At 72.0% G+C, this 16,295-nt stretch carries 17 protein-coding genes; 15 read left to right on the top strand and 2 right to left on the bottom strand.

Annotation, left to right across the window (positions count from 1 at the left end):
• Positions 1-285 precede the first annotated feature (285 nt).
• The 14 genes from ACFPZJ_RS14275 to ACFPZJ_RS14210 all read left to right on the top strand — a co-directional run bounded on the left by ACFPZJ_RS14275 (position 286) and on the right by ACFPZJ_RS14210 (position 13,366).
• Positions 286-1,572, top strand: a complete 1,287-nt coding sequence (locus ACFPZJ_RS14275; RefSeq protein WP_381021145.1) for a GAF domain-containing protein — start codon at positions 286-288, stop codon at positions 1,570-1,572.
• A gap of 168 nt (positions 1,573-1,740) precedes the next feature.
• Complete coding sequence (locus ACFPZJ_RS14270; protein WP_381021144.1) at positions 1,741-3,030, top strand: hypothetical protein; 1,290 nt, start codon at positions 1,741-1,743, stop codon at positions 3,028-3,030.
• An 87-nt stretch (positions 3,031-3,117) separates the two neighbouring features.
• Positions 3,118-3,690 carry a GNAT family N-acetyltransferase gene (locus tag ACFPZJ_RS14265; protein ID WP_381021142.1) on the top strand — a complete coding sequence of 191 codons (573 nt, stop codon included), beginning with the start codon at positions 3,118-3,120 and terminating at the stop codon, positions 3,688-3,690.
• 127 nt (positions 3,691-3,817) lie between these two features.
• A complete protein-coding gene (locus tag ACFPZJ_RS14260) occupies positions 3,818-3,901 on the top strand; it encodes a putative leader peptide (protein ID WP_310591794.1) in 84 nt (27 codons plus the stop codon).
• A gap of 145 nt (positions 3,902-4,046) precedes the next feature.
• Entirely contained in the window at positions 4,047-5,744 is a 1,698-nt protein-coding gene (locus ACFPZJ_RS14255) for a nitrite/sulfite reductase (protein ID WP_381021141.1), read from the top strand.
• On the top strand, positions 5,741-5,929 hold the full coding sequence (locus ACFPZJ_RS14250; RefSeq protein WP_381021140.1) for a PDDEXK family nuclease: 189 nt from the start codon (positions 5,741-5,743) through the stop codon (positions 5,927-5,929). Before ACFPZJ_RS14255 ends, ACFPZJ_RS14250 begins: the two co-directional genes overlap by 4 nt.
• Entirely contained in the window at positions 5,926-6,636 is a 711-nt protein-coding gene (locus ACFPZJ_RS14245; protein ID WP_381021139.1) for a phosphoadenylyl-sulfate reductase, read from the top strand. The genes ACFPZJ_RS14250 and ACFPZJ_RS14245 overlap by 4 nt, the downstream gene beginning before the upstream one ends.
• Before the next feature lie 23 nt (positions 6,637-6,659).
• Positions 6,660-7,196, top strand: coding sequence for an adenylyl-sulfate kinase (cysC, locus tag ACFPZJ_RS14240; protein WP_381021137.1), 537 nt, complete (start codon positions 6,660-6,662; stop codon positions 7,194-7,196).
• A gap of 91 nt (positions 7,197-7,287) precedes the next feature.
• The gene (cysD, locus tag ACFPZJ_RS14235) at positions 7,288-8,226 is read left to right on the top strand and encodes a sulfate adenylyltransferase subunit CysD (RefSeq protein ID WP_381021136.1); all 939 of its coding nucleotides are present in this window, start codon (positions 7,288-7,290) and stop codon (positions 8,224-8,226) included.
• Positions 8,227-8,228: 2 nt separating this feature from the next.
• On the top strand, positions 8,229-9,563 hold the full coding sequence (locus ACFPZJ_RS14230) for a sulfate adenylyltransferase subunit 1 (protein ID WP_381021135.1): 1,335 nt from the start codon (positions 8,229-8,231) through the stop codon (positions 9,561-9,563).
• A gap of 222 nt (positions 9,564-9,785) precedes the next feature.
• Complete coding sequence (locus ACFPZJ_RS14225) at positions 9,786-10,889, top strand: aliphatic sulfonate ABC transporter substrate-binding protein (RefSeq protein ID WP_381021134.1); 1,104 nt, start codon at positions 9,786-9,788, stop codon at positions 10,887-10,889.
• Positions 10,890-10,924: 35 nt separating this feature from the next.
• A complete protein-coding gene (locus tag ACFPZJ_RS14220) occupies positions 10,925-11,713 on the top strand; it encodes an ABC transporter ATP-binding protein (RefSeq protein ID WP_381021133.1) in 789 nt (262 codons plus the stop codon).
• Positions 11,700-12,611 (top strand): ABC transporter permease, encoded by a 912-nt coding sequence (locus ACFPZJ_RS14215; RefSeq protein ID WP_381021132.1) that lies wholly within the window; start codon positions 11,700-11,702, stop codon positions 12,609-12,611. Before ACFPZJ_RS14220 ends, ACFPZJ_RS14215 begins: the two co-directional genes overlap by 14 nt.
• 8 nt (positions 12,612-12,619) lie before the next feature.
• Complete coding sequence (locus ACFPZJ_RS14210) at positions 12,620-13,366, top strand: sirohydrochlorin chelatase (protein ID WP_381021130.1); 747 nt, start codon at positions 12,620-12,622, stop codon at positions 13,364-13,366.
• A 258-nt stretch (positions 13,367-13,624) separates the two neighbouring features.
• Here the strand turns inward: ACFPZJ_RS14210 and ACFPZJ_RS14205 are convergent, their stop codons facing one another.
• Positions 13,625-14,650 carry a ketopantoate reductase family protein gene (locus ACFPZJ_RS14205; protein WP_381021129.1) on the bottom strand — a complete coding sequence of 342 codons (1,026 nt, stop codon included), beginning with the start codon at positions 14,648-14,650 and terminating at the stop codon, positions 13,625-13,627.
• 35 nt (positions 14,651-14,685) lie between these two features.
• On the opposite strand from ACFPZJ_RS14205, the gene ACFPZJ_RS14200 reads away from it, so the two are divergent.
• Positions 14,686-15,525 carry an aldo/keto reductase gene (locus ACFPZJ_RS14200; protein WP_381021128.1) on the top strand — a complete coding sequence of 280 codons (840 nt, stop codon included), beginning with the start codon at positions 14,686-14,688 and terminating at the stop codon, positions 15,523-15,525.
• A 113-nt stretch (positions 15,526-15,638) separates the two neighbouring features.
• On the opposite strand, the gene ACFPZJ_RS14195 is transcribed toward ACFPZJ_RS14200, so the two are convergent.
• Positions 15,639-16,184, bottom strand: coding sequence for a DUF1697 domain-containing protein (locus ACFPZJ_RS14195; protein WP_381021127.1), 546 nt, complete (start codon positions 16,182-16,184; stop codon positions 15,639-15,641).
• Between the last annotated feature and the right edge of the window lie 111 nt (positions 16,185-16,295).

Raw genomic sequence — 16,295 nt, 5'->3', positions numbered from 1 at the left:
GGAGTCGCGGGGGTGGTGCTGCGCCGACACGGCACCACCCCCGCCGCACTGGCCCGTTCCGAGCCGTGGACGCCGTTCAGGACGGCGTCGCTCAAGTTTCAATCACCGTCGGGCCGTTGACCAGGGTTGCAAGGGGTTGCAACTTGCTGCTGACTGTGTGCGGACTGTGCGCCTCCGTCCTGGGCAGGCGGCACTATGAGACGGACAGTCAGAACGGACTTCGGGGGGCAGCGGCCGTACGGCCGTGACCAGGGCTGCCCTCCGAGCCTTCTTCCAGGAGGACCAGTGGCGCTCTCCCCGATGGACGTGACGCAGCTCGCCGCCGTCGACACGGCGCGGGCTGCCCGGATGCTCAGCGAGGTCCGCTCCGCCACGCTCTCCGGACAGCGCGCGCCCCTGGCGCCCCGCCCGGTGATCGGGCAGTCCTGGGAGCGGATGCTGCGCAGCGGCGTGGATCCCGACCACGACGTCAGATCCGGGTTGCTGTCGCGTGAGGAGGTGCAGCGCAGGCGCGAGACCTCGGCACTGCGGCATGTGCTGCCGGTGCTGCGGGAGGGGCTGCTGTCGGTCGCGGACGTCGCCCACCACATCATGGTGGTCGCCGACGAGGAGGGCCGGGTGCTGTGGCGTGAGGGCAGCGCGCGGGTGCTGCGCAAGGCCGACGGCTTGGGCTTCGAACTCGGCGCGGACTGGCGGGAGGAGGTCGTCGGCACCAACGGCGTGGGCACTCCGGCGGTCACGCGCCGTCCGGTGCAGGTCTTCGCCTCGGAGCACTTCGTGCGCTCGCACGCCACCTGGACCTGTGCCGGCGCGCCCCTGACGGATCCCCGGGACGGACGGCTCATCGGCGTGGTGGACGTCAGCGGGCCGCTGGAGACGATGCACCCGGCCACGCTGGCCTGGGTCGACTCGGTGGCCAAGCTGGCCGAGGCGCGGCTGCGCGAGATGCACCTGGAGTCGCTGGAGCGGCTGCGCGCGGTGGCGGCACCGGTGCTGGCCCGGCTCGACGGGCGCGCCCTGGTCGTCGACGACGACGGCTGGACCGCGGCCGTGACCGGGATGCCGTACACGCGGCGGATCGCGCTGCCGAGGTCGCCGTCGGCGGGTCCGAACCGGCTGCCGGGGCTGGGACCGTGCACGGTGGAGCCGCTGGCCGGGGGCTGGCTGGTGCGGCCCGCCGACGAGCCGGTGCCGGACGGCGCCCGGATCGTGCTGGACCTCAGACATCCGCGCCGCTGGTCGCTGCGGGTCTCCGGCGGCGCGGGCTCCTGGAGCCGCGAACTGAGCCCCCGCCACGCGGAGTTGCTGTACCTGCTGGCCGTGCACCGCTGCGGGCGCAGCGCCGCCGGCCTGGCCGAGGAGGTGTTCGGCGACCGGGCCCGCACGGTGACGGTGCGCGCCGAGATGTCGCGGGTACGGCGGTACCTCGGGGGGTTCCTGGAGCACCGGCCGTACCGGTTCCGGGAGGACGTGGAGGTCGAGGTGCTCCTTCCGGACGACCCGCACGGCCTGCTGCCGCACTCGACGGCCCCGTCGGTGGGCGGCCGGCGGGGCTCCGCACAGGCGCCCTGAACTCACACGGGCGTGCGGGGTGGCGCGGGCTGGCTCTTCGGCATATGTGTGAGGTATTCGTCCCGGGCACCACTCCCCTGCCGTAGCATCCCCCTTACGGGCCACCCCACCTGCTCCTCGGTCAACCTACTGATCAGCAGGCGCAGTTGACCCGCCTCGGGAGGATCGATGAAGCATCGCGGCAGACACCGTCGACGCAGGCGGGGCAGGGCGCTGCGCGCCGCCCTGGCCGGGACCGCCTTCGCTCTCACCGCCGCGGCCACGATGATCAGCGCCTCGCAGGCCACGGTCGCCGGCGACCCCGGAGCGCTGAAGCCGATCACCAGGTCGGCCGAGACCGCGCGGCTGCGGCTGACCGAGGACCGGGTGCCGCGGCCCTGGCTCGACCGGCTCGCCTCGGAGATGGGCCGGCCCGTCGGTGTCCGCGGCGTCCTGACGAGCGCCACCGAGGACCTCCCCGACGCGGCCGACTGCACGACCGCCGACCGGCACGCCCTGCCCGTCGAACCCGCGGCCACGCGCGCGTACTGCTGGAGCACGGCCGACACCGAGGGCTGGCGGCCCGGCGCGGTCACGACCTCCGGCGACGCGGACGACGACGGCCGGTGGGGCGAGCAGCGGGTGATCCTGTCCGCCTGGTCCCGTGACACCGGCCGGGACGGCGGGGGGCCGGCCAGGGTCGCCTTCGTCGACACCAGCGACCCGGCACACGTCACGTACACCTGGGCGCTGCTCGCGGTGCCCGTGGACGAGGGCCGTGACTACCGGGGGCTGGTCTCGCCGGTGTCGGGCATGGTCTGGTACCAGGACAAGCTGCTGGTCACCGCGCGCGACGGCGACCGTGAGGCGTTGTACGTGTACGACGTGGACCGGATCCAGCGGGCCACCGTCGACGCCGACGCGATCGGCCGGGTGACCGGCGGCTGGGCGGCGGCCGGCTCCCCGTTCGTGCTGCCCGCCGTCGCCTCCTACCGGCTGCCCGCCGGCGCGGGCGTCCCGCGGCTGGGCGGCATCTCCCTGGACCGCAGCACGGCGCCCGACAGCCTCGTAGCGAGCGAGCGGGTGCCCGCGGACTCCGAGCGGCCCACCCGGCTGTGGCGCTACACCTTCGACAGGGACTCGGCCCGCGCCGGTCTGCTCGCCACCGGCACCGACGGACACACCCCGGCCGCCGAGGCGTACGGGACGAGGACGACCGACGTGCGGGGGGTGCTGTCGTACGGCTCGGCCTGGTATCTCGCCCGGGCGGCCCGCACCCCGGAGGGGCACGGCACCCTGTGGCGGCAGGACGAGGACGGCGGGCGGGCGACGCGGTGCGGCGCCGACGAGACCAGCCGCTGCTGGAGCGGCCTGCCGGGCTCGCTGTCCTACTGGGAGAAGACCGGCGAGGTCTGGTCGCAGTCGGGCCGGATGCTCTTCGCCCTGCCGCTGGAGTCGATCGACCGGTCCGTGGACTGATCGACCGGTCCGTGGACCGGTTGCCCGCCCCTCGGACACCGGACGGCCGTTCGACAGATCCATGGACCGGATGGTTCCCTGAGCGGCATGACCACCATCGCCGTGACCACCTGGTCCCTGGAGCAGACCGCCCCGACCGACCTGCTGCCGGCCGCCCCGCCGGAGGGGGACGTCCGGGTCGTCCGCTCCGAGGTCCCCTCGCCCGAGTTCAGCCGCTTCCTGTACGCCTCGGTCGGCGGCGACATCCACTGGACGGACCGGCTGAGCTGGACGTACGCGCGGTGGCGGGAGCACCTGGAGCGGCCCGGGGTGGAGACCTGGGTGGCGTACGACCGGGGCACGCCCGCGGGGTACGTGGAGCTGGACCCTCAGGACGACGGCGTGGTGGAGATCGTCTACTTCGGCCTCCTCCCGGCCTTCCGCGGCCGGCGCATCGGCGGACACCTGCTGTCGTACGGCACCGCCCGCGCCTGGGACCTCGCCGACCGCTGGCCGGGGCTGGCGGCGACGAAGCGGGTGTGGCTGCACACGTGCAGCAAGGACGGCGAGCACGCGATGGTGAACTACGAGCGCCGCGGCTTCCGGCTGTTCGACACCAAGGTCGAGGAGGAGCCGGAGGTGGCCGCGCCGGGACCCTGGCCTGGTGCGTACCCGGCCTGACCTGCGCGGACAAGACGTCTCGCGCGACGTGTGACCAACGACACCCTTGTCTTGCATTTCGAGACAAGGGTGTCCGCATGACGGACGAAGCTGGACTGTGTCCAGATCGCCGTGACACGCTTCCGTCATGTCTGGAACTGGAATTGCCTTGGTGAGTCGGCGGCACGTCGACCTCGGCCGCATGTCCAGCGCCATCTGTCCGGCGCGCTGAGAGCTGGTCAGCACCCTCCAGCAGCGCCGACATCCTCCCCAGAACCCCTTTCCGCGCAATGACGCGCGACGCAGCACCCCTATGCCCACGCGCCCGCACGGCGCAGGTCAGCCGCTTTCCGCCTGTCCCGAAGGACGTGTCCACCATGGCCGCCACCCCGCAGAACCCTGCCGCCGCGACTCCCCGCCGCAAGGTGAGCCGTCACCGCGGCGAGGGCCAGTGGGCCGCGGGTCACTTCACCCCGCTCAACGGCAACGAACAGTTCAAGAAGGACGACGACGGTCTCAATGTGCGGACACGCATTGAGACGATCTACTCCAAGCGGGGCTTCGACTCCATCGACCCCAACGACCTGCGCGGCCGGATGCGCTGGTGGGGTCTGTACACCCAGCGCAAGCCCGGCATCGACGGCGGCAAGACCGCGGTCCTGGAGCCGGAGGAGCTGGACGACGAGTACTTCATGCTGCGCGTCCGTATCGACGGCGGTGCGCTGACCACCCGCCAGCTGCGGGTGATCGGCGAGATCTCGCAGGAGTTCGCGCGCGGCACCGCCGACATCACCGACCGGCAGAACGTCCAGTACCACTGGATCCGGATCGAGGACGTGCCGGAGATCTGGAACCGGCTGGAGGCCGTGGGCCTGTCCACCGTCACCGCCTGCGGCGACACCCCGCGCGTGATGATCGGCTCCCCGGTCGCCGGCATCGCCGAGGACGAGATCATCGACGGCACTCCGGCGCTGGAGGAGATGAAGCGCCGAGTGCTGAACAACAAGGCGTATTCGAACCTCCCCCGCAAGTTCAAGACGGCCATCTCCGGCTCCCCGGTGCTGGACGTGGTGCACGAGATCAACGACGTCGCGTTCGTCGGCGTCCGGCACCCCGAGCACGGCCCGGGCTTCGACGTGTGGGTCGGCGGCGGCCTGTCCACCAACCCCAAGCTGGGCGTGCGGCTGGGCGCCTGGGTGCCGATCGACGAGGTCCCCGACGTCTACGAGGGCGTCCTGTCGATCTTCCGGGACTACGGGTACCGGCGGCTGCGCACCCGGGCCCGCCTGAAGTTCCTCGTCGCCGACTGGGGTGCCGAGAAGTTCCGCCAGGTGCTGGAGGACGAGTACCTGAAGCGGAAGCTGGTCGACGGCCCCGCCCCCGAGCAGCCCGTCCAGCAGTGGCGCGACCACGTCGGCGTCCACCGTCAGAAGGACGGCCGTTACTACGTCGGTTTCGCCCCGCGCGTCGGCCGTGTCGACGGCACGACCCTGACGAAGATCGCCGACCTCGCGGAGGCGCACGGCTCGGGCCGGGTGCGGACCACCGTCGAGCAGAAGATGATCATCCTGGATGTCGAGGAGGCGCAGGTCGACTCGCTGGTGGAGTCCCTGGAGGCGCTGGACCTCACCGCCAAGCCGTCCCCGTTCCGGCGCGGCACGATGGCCTGCACCGGCATCGAGTTCTGCAAGCTCGCCATCGTCGAGACCAAGCAGCGCGGCTCCACCCTCATCGACGAACTGGAGCGCCGTCTGCCGGAGTTCGACGAGCCGATCACCATCAACCTCAACGGCTGCCCGAACGCGTGCGCCCGTATCCAGGTCGCGGACATCGGTCTCAAGGGGCAGCTGGTCCTCAACGACCAGGGCGAGCAGGTCGAGGGCTTCCAGGTGCACCTGGGCGGCGCGCTCGGCCTGGAGGCGGGCTTCGGCCGCAAGGTGCGCGGTCTGAAGGTCACCTCGGAGGAGCTGCCCGACTACGTCGAGCGGGTGCTGAAGCGGTTCCAGGCCGAACGTGAGGAAGGCGAGCGTTTCGCGACGTGGGCCGCCCGGGCCAGCGAGGAGGCCCTGTCATGACCGAGCGCGCGGCTCCCTTCTACTGCCCGTACTGCGGCGACGAGGACCTTCGGCCCAGTGAGGCCGTCGAAGGCAGCCACGGCGCGTGGGAATGCGCGGCGTGCAATCGAGCCTTCCAGCTGAAGTTCCTCGGGCTGCTGGCCCGGGGGCTTCGGCGAGCCGACGACGGAGGGGCACAGATATGACGGCGATTCGGGAAGAGCGCACCACCGAGGATCTCAAGGCGCTCGCCGAGCAGGCGGGCCGTGACCTGGAGGACGCCACCGCGCTGGAGATCCTCCAGTGGGCCGCCGAGACGTTCGGCAAGCGCTTCTGCGTGACGTCCTCGATGGAGGACGCGGTGGTCGCCCACCTCGCCTCCCGTGCGATGCCCGGCGTCGACGTGGTGTTCCTCGACACCGGCTACCACTTCCCCGAGACGATCGGGACGCGGGACGCGGTCGAGGCCGTGATGGACGTCAACCTCATCACGCTCACGCCGAAGCAGACAGTCGCCGAGCAGGACGCCCAGTACGGCCCGAAGCTGCACGACCGCGACCCCGACCTGTGCTGCAAGCTCCGCAAGGTCCAGCCGCTGGAGGAGGGCCTCCAGCGCTACCTGGCCTGGGCGACCGGGCTGCGCCGCGACGAGTCGCCGACCCGGGCGAACACCCCGGTCGTGGGCTGGGACGACAAGCGGCAGAAGGTCAAGATCTCCCCGATCGCCCGCTGGACGCAGGACGACGTGGACGCCTACGTCGCCGAGCACGGCGTCCTGACCAACCCGCTGCTGATGGACGGCTACGCCTCCATCGGCTGCGCGCCCTGCACCCGCCGCGTGCTGGAGGGCGAGGACGCGCGCGCCGGACGGTGGGCGGGCCGGGCCAAGACCGAGTGCGGGCTGCACGGATGACGACGACGATTCAGGAGACTGACGTGACGAGCGGAGCCACCGTCTGGCTCACCGGTCTGCCGAGCGCCGGCAAGACCACCATCGCCTACGAGCTGGCCGGCCGGCTCCGCGAGGAGGGGCACCGCGTCGAGGTGCTCGACGGGGACGAGATCCGCGAGTTCATCTCGGCGGGCCTCGGCTTCTCCCGCGAGGACCGGCACACCAACGTGCAGCGCATCGGCTACGTCGCCGAACTGCTCGCCCGCAACGGCGTGCTCGCCCTCGTGCCGGTGATCGCCCCGTACCAGGACAGCCGCGAGGCGGTGCGCAAGCGCCACCAGCAGAACGGCACGGCGTACCTGGAGATCCACGTGGCGACCCCGGTCGAGGTGTGCTCCGTACGCGATGTGAAGGGTCTGTACGCCAAGCAGGCCGCGGGCGAGCTGAAGGGGCTCACCGGGGTCGACGACCCGTACGAGGAGCCCGAGTCGCCCGATCTGCGGATCGAGTCGCAGAACCAGACCGTGCAGGAGTCCGCGGCGTCGGTGTACGCCCTGCTCGGCGAAAGGGGAGTCCTGTGAGCGACGCGCGCGCGGCCACCCGGCCGCAGACGACGACGAAGGCCGCACCTCTGCGCCGCGCGGGCGGAGAAGCGAACGAAAGGGTTGCAGCATGACGACGACCGTCGCCACCGTGTCCGAGGAGACCGACAGCCCGTACGCCCTCTCGCACCTGGACGCCCTCGAGTCCGAGGCGGTGCACATCTTCCGCGAGGTGGCGGGCGAGTTCGAGAACCCGGTGATCCTGTTCTCCGGCGGCAAGGACTCCATCGTCATGCTGCACCTGGCGCTGAAGGCCTTCGCCCCGGCGCCGGTGCCGTTCGCGCTGCTGCACGTGGACACCGGGCACAACTTCCCCGAGGTCATCGACTACCGGGACCGCACGGTCGCCCGGCACGGGCTGCGGCTGCACGTCGCGTCCGTGCAGGACTACATCGACCGGGGTGTGCTCAAGGAGCGTCCGGACGGCACCCGCAACCCGCTGCAGACGCTGCCGCTCACGGAGAAGATCCAGAGCGAGAGGTTCGACGCCGTGTTCGGCGGCGGGCGCCGCGACGAGGAGAAGGCCCGCGCCAAGGAGCGGGTGTTCTCGCTGCGCGACGAGTTCTCCCAGTGGGACCCGCGCCGCCAGCGCCCCGAGCTGTGGAACCTGTACAACGGCCGCCACGCGCCCGGCGAGCACGTGCGCGTGTTCCCGCTGTCCAACTGGACCGAGCTGGACGTGTGGCAGTACATCGCCCGTGAGGGCATCGAACTGCCGGAGATCTACTACGCCCACGAGCGGGAGGTCTTCCAGCGGGGCGGCATGTGGCTGACGGCCGGCGAGTGGGGCGGGCCGAAGGACGGCGAGGTCGTCGAGAAGCGGCTGGTGCGCTACCGGACCGTCGGTGACATGTCCTGCACCGGCGCCGTCGACTCCGACGCCGACACCATCGAAAAGGTGATCACGGAGATCGCCGCCTCCCGGCTCACCGAGCGCGGCGCCACCCGCGCCGACGACAAGCTCTCCGAGGCCGCGATGGAAGACCGCAAGCGCGAGGGGTACTTCTAAGCATGAGCACGACCACGACCGAGGAACTCTCGGCCACCACCCTGCTGCGGTTCGCCACCGCAGGCTCCGTCGACGACGGCAAGTCCACGCTCGTCGGCCGCCTCCTGCACGACTCCAAGTCGGTGCTCACCGACCAGCTGGAGGCCGTGGCGCGCGCCTCCGCCAGCCGTGGCCAGGAGGGCCCGGACCTGGCGCTGCTCACCGACGGTCTGCGGGCCGAGCGGGAGCAGGGCATCACCATCGACGTGGCCTACCGCTACTTCGCCACGCCCCGCCGCCGGTTCATCCTGGCCGACACCCCGGGCCATGTGCAGTACACGCGGAACATGGTCACCGGCGCCTCGACCGCCGAGCTGACGGTGATCCTGGTCGACGCGCGCAACGGGGTCGTCGAGCAGACCCGCCGGCACGCCGCCATCGCCGCCCTGCTGCGCGTGCCGCACGTGGTCCTCGCCGTCAACAAGATGGACCTCGTCGGCTACGAGGAGAAGGTGTTCGCGGCGATCGCCGAGAAGTTCACGGCGTACGCCACCGAGCTGGGCGTCCCCGAGGTCACCGCGATCCCGATCTCGGCGCTCGCCGGGGACAACGTCGTGGAACCGTCCGCGAACATGGACTGGTACGCCGGGCCGACGGTGCTGGAGCACCTGGAGACCGTGCCGGTCAGCCACGACCTGGCGCACTGCCACGCCCGGCTGCCCGTGCAGTACGTGATCCGGCCGCAGACCGCCGAGCACCCCGACTACCGGGGCTACGCGGGGCAGATCGCGGCGGGCACCTTCCGGGCCGGCGAGTCCGTGACCGTGCTGCCGTCCGGCCGGGCCACGAAGATCGTCGGGATCGACCTGCTGGGCAGGCCCGTCGACGTGGCGTGGACGCCGCAGTCGGTGACGCTCCTGCTGGAGGACGACATCGACATCTCGCGCGGCGACCTGATCGTGCCCAGCAAGGACGCGCCGCCGACCACGCAGGACATCGAGGCGACCGTCTGCCACGTGGCCGACGAGCCGCTGAGGGTCGGCCACCGGGTGCTGCTCAAGCACGGCACCCGCACGGTGAAGGCGATCGTCAAGGACATCCCGTCCCGGCTCACCCTCGACGACCTGTCCCTGCACCCGCACCCGGGGCAGCTCGTCGCCAACGACATCGGCCGGGTGAAGATCCGCACCGCCGAGCCGCTGCCGGTCGACTCCTACTCCGACTCGCGCCGCACCGGCTCGTTCATCCTGATCGACCCGAACGACGGCACCACCCTCACCGCCGGCATGGTCGGCGAATCCTTCGCCTCCCCGGAGCCGGTCAAGGACGAGACGGACGACGACGGGTGGGACTTCTGACCATGACCTCCCCCGACTTCTACTCGATGTTCGCCAAGGAGGGCGGCCGCGTCGGCAGCGGTGCTCTCGGCAGCGGGCAGGGCGGAGTCCCGCGATGTGCGCGCTGACGTACGCGCACGGCTCGCGCGCCCTCACCCCCCACCGCCGTAGACGAAAACCTGCCGACCTCCCGGCCACGACCTGACAGACGTGACCGCCGGGCCAACGAGAGGAACGCCTCCCGTGCCTGCCAGCACAGCCCTCAGCCGCACCGTCGCGGCCCTCGCCGCGCTCCCCCTGCTCACCCTCGCCGCCTGCGGCTACGGCTCCCAGGCCAAGAACGACGACACCGTGAAGGTCGCCGCCGGGGCGAAGAAGATCGACGGTCTGGACTCCGTCAGGATCGGCTACTTCGGCAACCTGACCCACGGAACGGCGCTGGTCGGCCGGGACAAGGGCTTCTTCCAGAAGGAACTGGGCGCCACCAGGGCCGACTACGCGACCTTCAACGCCGGCCCGTCCGAGATCGAGGCGCTCAACTCCGGCTCCATCGACATCGGCTGGATCGGCCCGTCACCGGCGATCAACGGCTACACCAAGTCGGACGGCAGGAACCTGCGGATCATCGGCGGTTCGGCCTCCGGCGGCGTGAAACTCGTGGTCAACCCCGAGAAGATCAAGTCGCTGAAGGACGTCAAGGGCAAGCGGATCGCGACCCCGCAGCTGGGCAACACCCAGGACGTGGCGTTCCTCAACTGGGCCGCTGAGCAGGGCTGGAAGGTCGATCCGCAGAGCGGCAAGGGCGACGTCACGGTGGTCCGCAGCGACAACAAGGTCACCCCGGACGCCTACAAGGCCGGGTCCGTCGACGGTGCGTGGGTGCCGGAGCCGACCGCGTCGAAGCTGGTCGCCGAGGGCGGCAAGGTGCTGCTGGACGAGGCGTCGCTGTGGCCGGACAGGAAGTTCGTGATCACGAACATCATCGTGCGGCAGGATTTCCTGACCAAGCACCCGAAGGCCGTCGAGGCGGTGCTCAGGGCGTCGGTCGAGACCAACAAGTGGATCAACGCCCACCCGGACGCGGCGAAGGCGGCGGCCAACAAGCAGTTGGAGATCGACACCGGCAAGGCGCTGCCGGCCGACGTGCTGGACCCTGCGTGGAAGTCGATCCGGTTCACCGACGACCCGCTGGCCGCGACCCTCAGCACCGAGGCGGAGCACGCCGTCAAGGCGAACCTGCTGCAGAAGCCCGACCTGAACGGCATCTACGACCTCACGCTGCTCAACAAGGTCCTCAAGGCCGAGGGCGAGCCCACGGTCGACGACGCCGGTCTCGGCGCCCGGTAAACCCGCATCCCGAACAGTCCCAGGAGGTGACGACCATGGCCACGACCCTCGCCAGGGCCGCCGACGGCACCGAGGCGGCCACGCACGCCGCCCGGATCGAGCACGTCTCGAAGTCGTTCGCGGGCCCCGCCGGGCAGCAGCTCGTGCTGGACGACATCAGCCTCGATGTCGCGCCCGGCGAGTTCGTCACCCTCCTGGGGGCCTCGGGCTGCGGCAAGTCCACCCTGCTGAACCTGGTGGCCGGCCTGGACCGGCCCACCGCCGGCGACATCACCACGGACGGCCGGCCCGCCCTGATGTTCCAGGAGCACGCCCTGTTCCCGTGGCTGACCGCCGGCAAGAACATCGAACTCGCCCTGAAACTCAGGGGCGTGGCGAAGGCCGAACGGCGCGAGCGGGCCGAGGAGCTGCTGGAGCTCGTGCGGCTCAAGGGCGCGTACGGCAAGCGGGTGCACGAGCTGTCCGGCGGTATGCGCCAGCGGGTCGCGCTGGCCCGCGCGCTCGCCCAGGAGAGCAAGCTGCTGCTGATGGACGAGCCGTTCGCCGCGCTCGACGCCATCACCCGGGACGTGCTGCACGACGAGCTGACCCGCATCTGGCGGGAGACACGGCTGTCCGTCCTGTTCGTCACGCACAACGTGCGCGAGGCGGTGCGCCTCGCCCAGCGCGTGGTGCTGCTGTCGTCCCGGCCGGGACGCATCGCCCGCGAGTGGACGGTCGACATCCCGCACCCGCGCCGTATCGAGGACACGGCGGTGGCGGAGCTGTCCGTCGAGATCACCGAACAACTGCGGGGGGAGATCCGCCGACATGGCCAGCACTGACACCACGGCCGCCAAGGGCACCAAGGACACCAGGGACGGTGGCGACCTCGCCGGTCTGGAGGCGGGCCTGGACGCGCTGGAGACGGTGCAGCAGACGCGCAAGCCGTTCCGGCTGGTCCTCCGGGAGAAGATCCTGCCGCCGGTCACCGCCGTCGTGCTGGTGCTCGCGGTGTGGCAGGCGCTGGTCTCCTTCAAGGTCGTCGACGACCCGACGAAGCTGCCCGCGCCCGCCGACGTGTGGAACGTGGTCCACCAGGCCTGGCTCCAGGGCGAGCTGCTCGGCTACATCTGGACCAGCGTCTCGCGCGGTCTGCTCGGCTTCTGCTTCGCCCTGCTGATCGGCACACCGCTGGGGCTGCTGGTGGCCCGGGTGAAGTTCGTGCGCGCGGCCATCGGCCCGATCCTGTCCGGCCTGCAGTCCCTGCCCTCCGTGGCGTGGGTGCCTCCGGCGGTGATCTGGCTGGGCCTGAACAACTCGATGATGTACGCGGTGATCCTGCTCGGAGCGGTCCCGTCCATCGCCAACGGCCTCGTCTCCGGCGTGGACCAGGTCCCCCCGCTGTTCCTGCGCGCCGGGCGCACGATGGGTGCGACCGGTCTGAAGGGCACCTGGCACATCGTGCTGCCGGCCGCCCTGCCCGGTTACGTCGCCGGCCTGAAGCAGGGCTGGGCGTTCTCCTGGCGCTCTTTGATGGCCGCGGAGATCATCGCGTCCTTCCCCGACCTCGGCGTCGGTCTCGGGCAGCTGCTGGAGAACGGCCGCAACGCCAGCGACATGGCGATGGTGTTCGAGGCCATCCTGCTCATCCTGATCGTCGGCATCGCCATCGACCTGCTGATCTTCAGCCCGCTGGAGCGGTGGGTGCTGCGCAGCCGCGGTCTGCTGGTGAGGAGCTGACGGCACGCATGCTGACTCCGGCCCGCCCCGTCCTCGTCGTCATCGCGCACGGCAGCCGCGATCCGCGCCATGCCGCGACGGTGCACGCCCTGGTGCGCCGGGTACGGTCGCTGCGGCCCGGGCTGCGGGTGGAGACCGGCTTCCTGGAGTTCAACGTGCCCTCGGTGCAGGGCGTCCTGGAGTCCCTGGCGGCGGAGGGCGTCCGCGACGTCGTCGCCCTTCCCCTTCTGCTGACCCGCGCGTTCCACGCGAAGGCGGACATCCCGGCGGTCCTCGCGGACGCGCCCGGGCGGCTGCGCATCCGCCAGGCGGAGGTGCTGGGCCCCTCCCCGCTCCTGCTGTCGGCGCTGGAACGGCGCCTGAACGAGGCGGGGCTGAGCCCCGCCGACAAGTCCTCGACCGGGGTCGTGCTGGCCTCGGCGGGGTCCACCGACCCGGAGGCGATCGCAGTGATCGCTGATATCGCGCGGGAGTGGCGGCACACCGGTTGGTGCGCCGTGCGGCCTGCGTTCGCCTCCGCATCCCTGCCCCGTACGGAGGACGCCGTACGGGAGTTGCGCGCCCTGGGGTGCGCCCGCGTCGCCGTCGCACCCTACGTCCTGGCCCCCGGCTTCCTCCCGGACCGCATCGCACGCGGCGCGGCGGAGGCGGACATCCTGGCGGACGTCCTCGGTCCGGCGCCCGAGGTGGCCCGACTGCTCCTGCACCGCTACGACGCGGCCCGCACCCCGGCCCTGACGGCCGTCGGGGCCTGAGACACGCCCGCTCCGGCCGCCCCGCCCCCGCGGACCCCGCGCCGTCAGTCGAGCCCGGTCCGCCCGTGCGGGTGCGCGAAGGGGCAGGCGGGTCGACGTGGAGGTCGACGCGGGTGGGCGAGGCGGCATTGGTCATGGCGGTGACGGTAGTGCGGTGGTGGTGCCGCCTACCGGTGGCCGGACAGGTCGAGCACCAGCAGTTCGCCCCCCCCCCCCCCCCCCCCCGGTCGTCGAGGCAGGCCCATTTCCGGTGGGTAGTCAGTGGTCCCATCCGGCCTCGGCCGCGGCCTCCTCCGCCCGTCTCACCAGCTCCGCCACCGGCATCGAGCCCGGCGCCCGCCGTTCGAGGGCGAAGGTGTTGGCGAGGTGCTGCAGCAGTTCGTTCAGCGGCGTCGGCACGCCGTGCAGCCGGCCCAGCAGAACGATCTCGCCGTTGAGGTAGTCGGCCTCGATCGTGCCGGTGCCACGGCTGAGGGACTGCCAGGAGGAGCCGCCGCCGCGCGGAACGCCGTCCAGCGGCACGAGGCGGACCTTGTCACCGCGGGCCTCGCGCTGCTCCGCCTCGCTGACGTACGCCACACCGGCCGCGTCGAGCACCGCCTCGCCCTCGGCCCGCACCCTCGCGTACAGCGCCCGGGCCGCGTCGCTGTCCACCGGCCCGGCGACGGCCTCCAGGGCGTTGCCGAGGTTCCCGAGCAGCTTGGCGTACTGCCAGCGCGCCACGTCCGGCACGACGGGCGCCTCGAACCGCGCGGTCTCCAGGTCGGCGGCGACGAGCCGTGCGGTGTCGTCCGTGCCGTGCGGGTGGCGGCCGAGGTGCAGGATCCCGGTGAGCGGCGTGCCGGCCGCGGAGACGACGCCCGGTTCGACGTGGGTGGCGGGCAGCCAGACGCAGACGCCGTAGACCCGCCGGAAGCGGCGCAGGGCCAGCCGCTGGCTCTCCACACCGTTCTGCGCGCACACCAGCGGCAACTGCGCGGCCGCCGTGCCTCCGCCCCGCACCGGCGCCGGTCCCCAGGCCCGCAGCGCCGCGTCGGTGTCCTGCGTCTTGACGGCGAGCACCAGCACGTCGTCGGGGCGCAGTTCGCCGAGCGCGCCCGGCCCGTCGACGACCGGCAGGCGGTACGTCGACTCGCCCTCCGGCACCCGCAGCCGCAGCCCGTGCTCCCGCAGCGCGTCGTGGTGCGCGCCCCGCGCGACCAGGACCACCTCGTGCCCGGCCTGGGCCAGCCGCCCGCCGACGACACCGCCGACGGCCCCCGCTCCGATGATGACGTAGCGCATGGGAGGAGCCTCGCACAGGGGTGTACCCTCCGCCCATGATCGGACAGACGTTCGCTGTCGGCGGCACGCTTCCGGTCCGCCGCCTGGGCTACGGCACCGCCCAGCTCACCGGCCCCGGGTACTGGGGTCCGCGCGGCGACCGGCGCGAGGCGGTGGCGGTACTGCGGCGGGCGGTCGAACGCGGGGTCACGCTGATCGACACCGCGGACAACTACGGCCCGTCGATCGCCGAGGAACTGGTGGCCGAGGCCCTGCACCCCTACCCCGCCGGGCTGGTGATCGCCACCAAGGGCGGAGTCGTACGGACCGGGGACAGCGCCTGGCACGTCGACGGACGGCCCGAGCGGCTGCGAGCCATGTGCGAGGCGAGCCTGCGGCGGCTGCGGCTGGACACCATCGACCTGTACCAGCTGCACCGGCTGGACCCGGACGTGCCGATGGCCGAACAGCTCGGCGCACTCGACGAGTTGCGCGCTGAGGGCAAGATCCGGCACATCGGCCTGGACACGGTGACGCGGGAACAGCTGACCGCCTCCCTGGAGTTGGCGGACATCGCCTCCGTCCAGAACCGCTACCACGTCCTGGACCGGTCCTCCGAACCGCTGTTGAGGCTGTGCGAGGCACGCGGCATCGCCTTCCTGCCATGGTTCCCGCTGGGCAACGGGGCCTTGACGGCGGACCCGGTGTGCGCCGCCTCCGCCGCCGAGCACGGTGCCACCCCGGGCCAGATCGCCCTGGCCTGGCTGCTGCACCACTCCCCCGTGCTGTGCCCGACGCCGGGCACCGGGTCGGTCGGCCACCTGGAGGAGAACCTGGACGCCGCGGCCGTGCGGCTGACGGCGGCCGAGCTGGCCCGCCTCGACGCGGCCGCGTGACACGGTGGCCCTGCCCGGGCGGGGCCGAACGGTTCGGCGCGCACGACCGCTTCCGCCGGTTTCGCCGCCCGCGCACTGTCGGCGCCTTTGCCGCCTTGCGCCGCCTCCGCCGCTCAGTCGCGGGTGAGCTCCACCAGTTTCAGGACGGTGTTCCAGTTCCGGGTCGTGGCGATCAGGCCCTTGTTGATGCTGGGCTTGGCCAGGCGCTCGGCGAGTTTGGAGCGGCCGAGGCCGTTGGGGGCGTACAGGTACAGTGCGCGGTCCCCGAGCCGGAACTCCTCGGGGAGGTGGGCGGCCTGGTCGATCTCCGCGAAGCGCTCGGGGGTGACGGGTGCGGAGAAGTAGGTGACGTGCAGCTGCCTGGGGTCCAGGTCGGCGGCCGGGAAGGGGCAGGCCTCGGCGACCGCCCTGAGGTAGGCGTGGTCGCGGACCAGCACGTCGACGTGGAAACCGAAGTGCTTCTCGATCGCCCGCGTGATCTCGGCGGCCAGGGACTCCTCGTCGCCGTGGTCCGCGACGAACACGGCCTGGCCGCTCTGGAGATAGGTGCGGACGGCGTCGTGGCCGAGGCCTTCCAGGACGGTGCGCAGCTCGGCCATCGGCACCTTCTTGCCGCCCACGTTGATGCCACGCAACAGCGCCGCGTACGTCGTCGTCATCCGCACACCATAAGCGGCCGTCGTGCCCCGTGGGGGTGGGCACGACGGCCGCGGTCCGCTCGGGGCGGACGCGCGAAACCTTCGCCGACCGGCGGGGGGGGTGGATCAACC

It is taken from the genome of Streptomyces bullii (assembly GCF_042657145.1).
GTDB lineage: Bacteria > Actinomycetota > Actinomycetes > Streptomycetales > Streptomycetaceae > Streptomyces > Streptomyces bullii.
The sequence above is the reverse complement of the archived record's forward strand: the minus strand, read 5'-3'. Positions and strand labels throughout refer to the sequence as shown.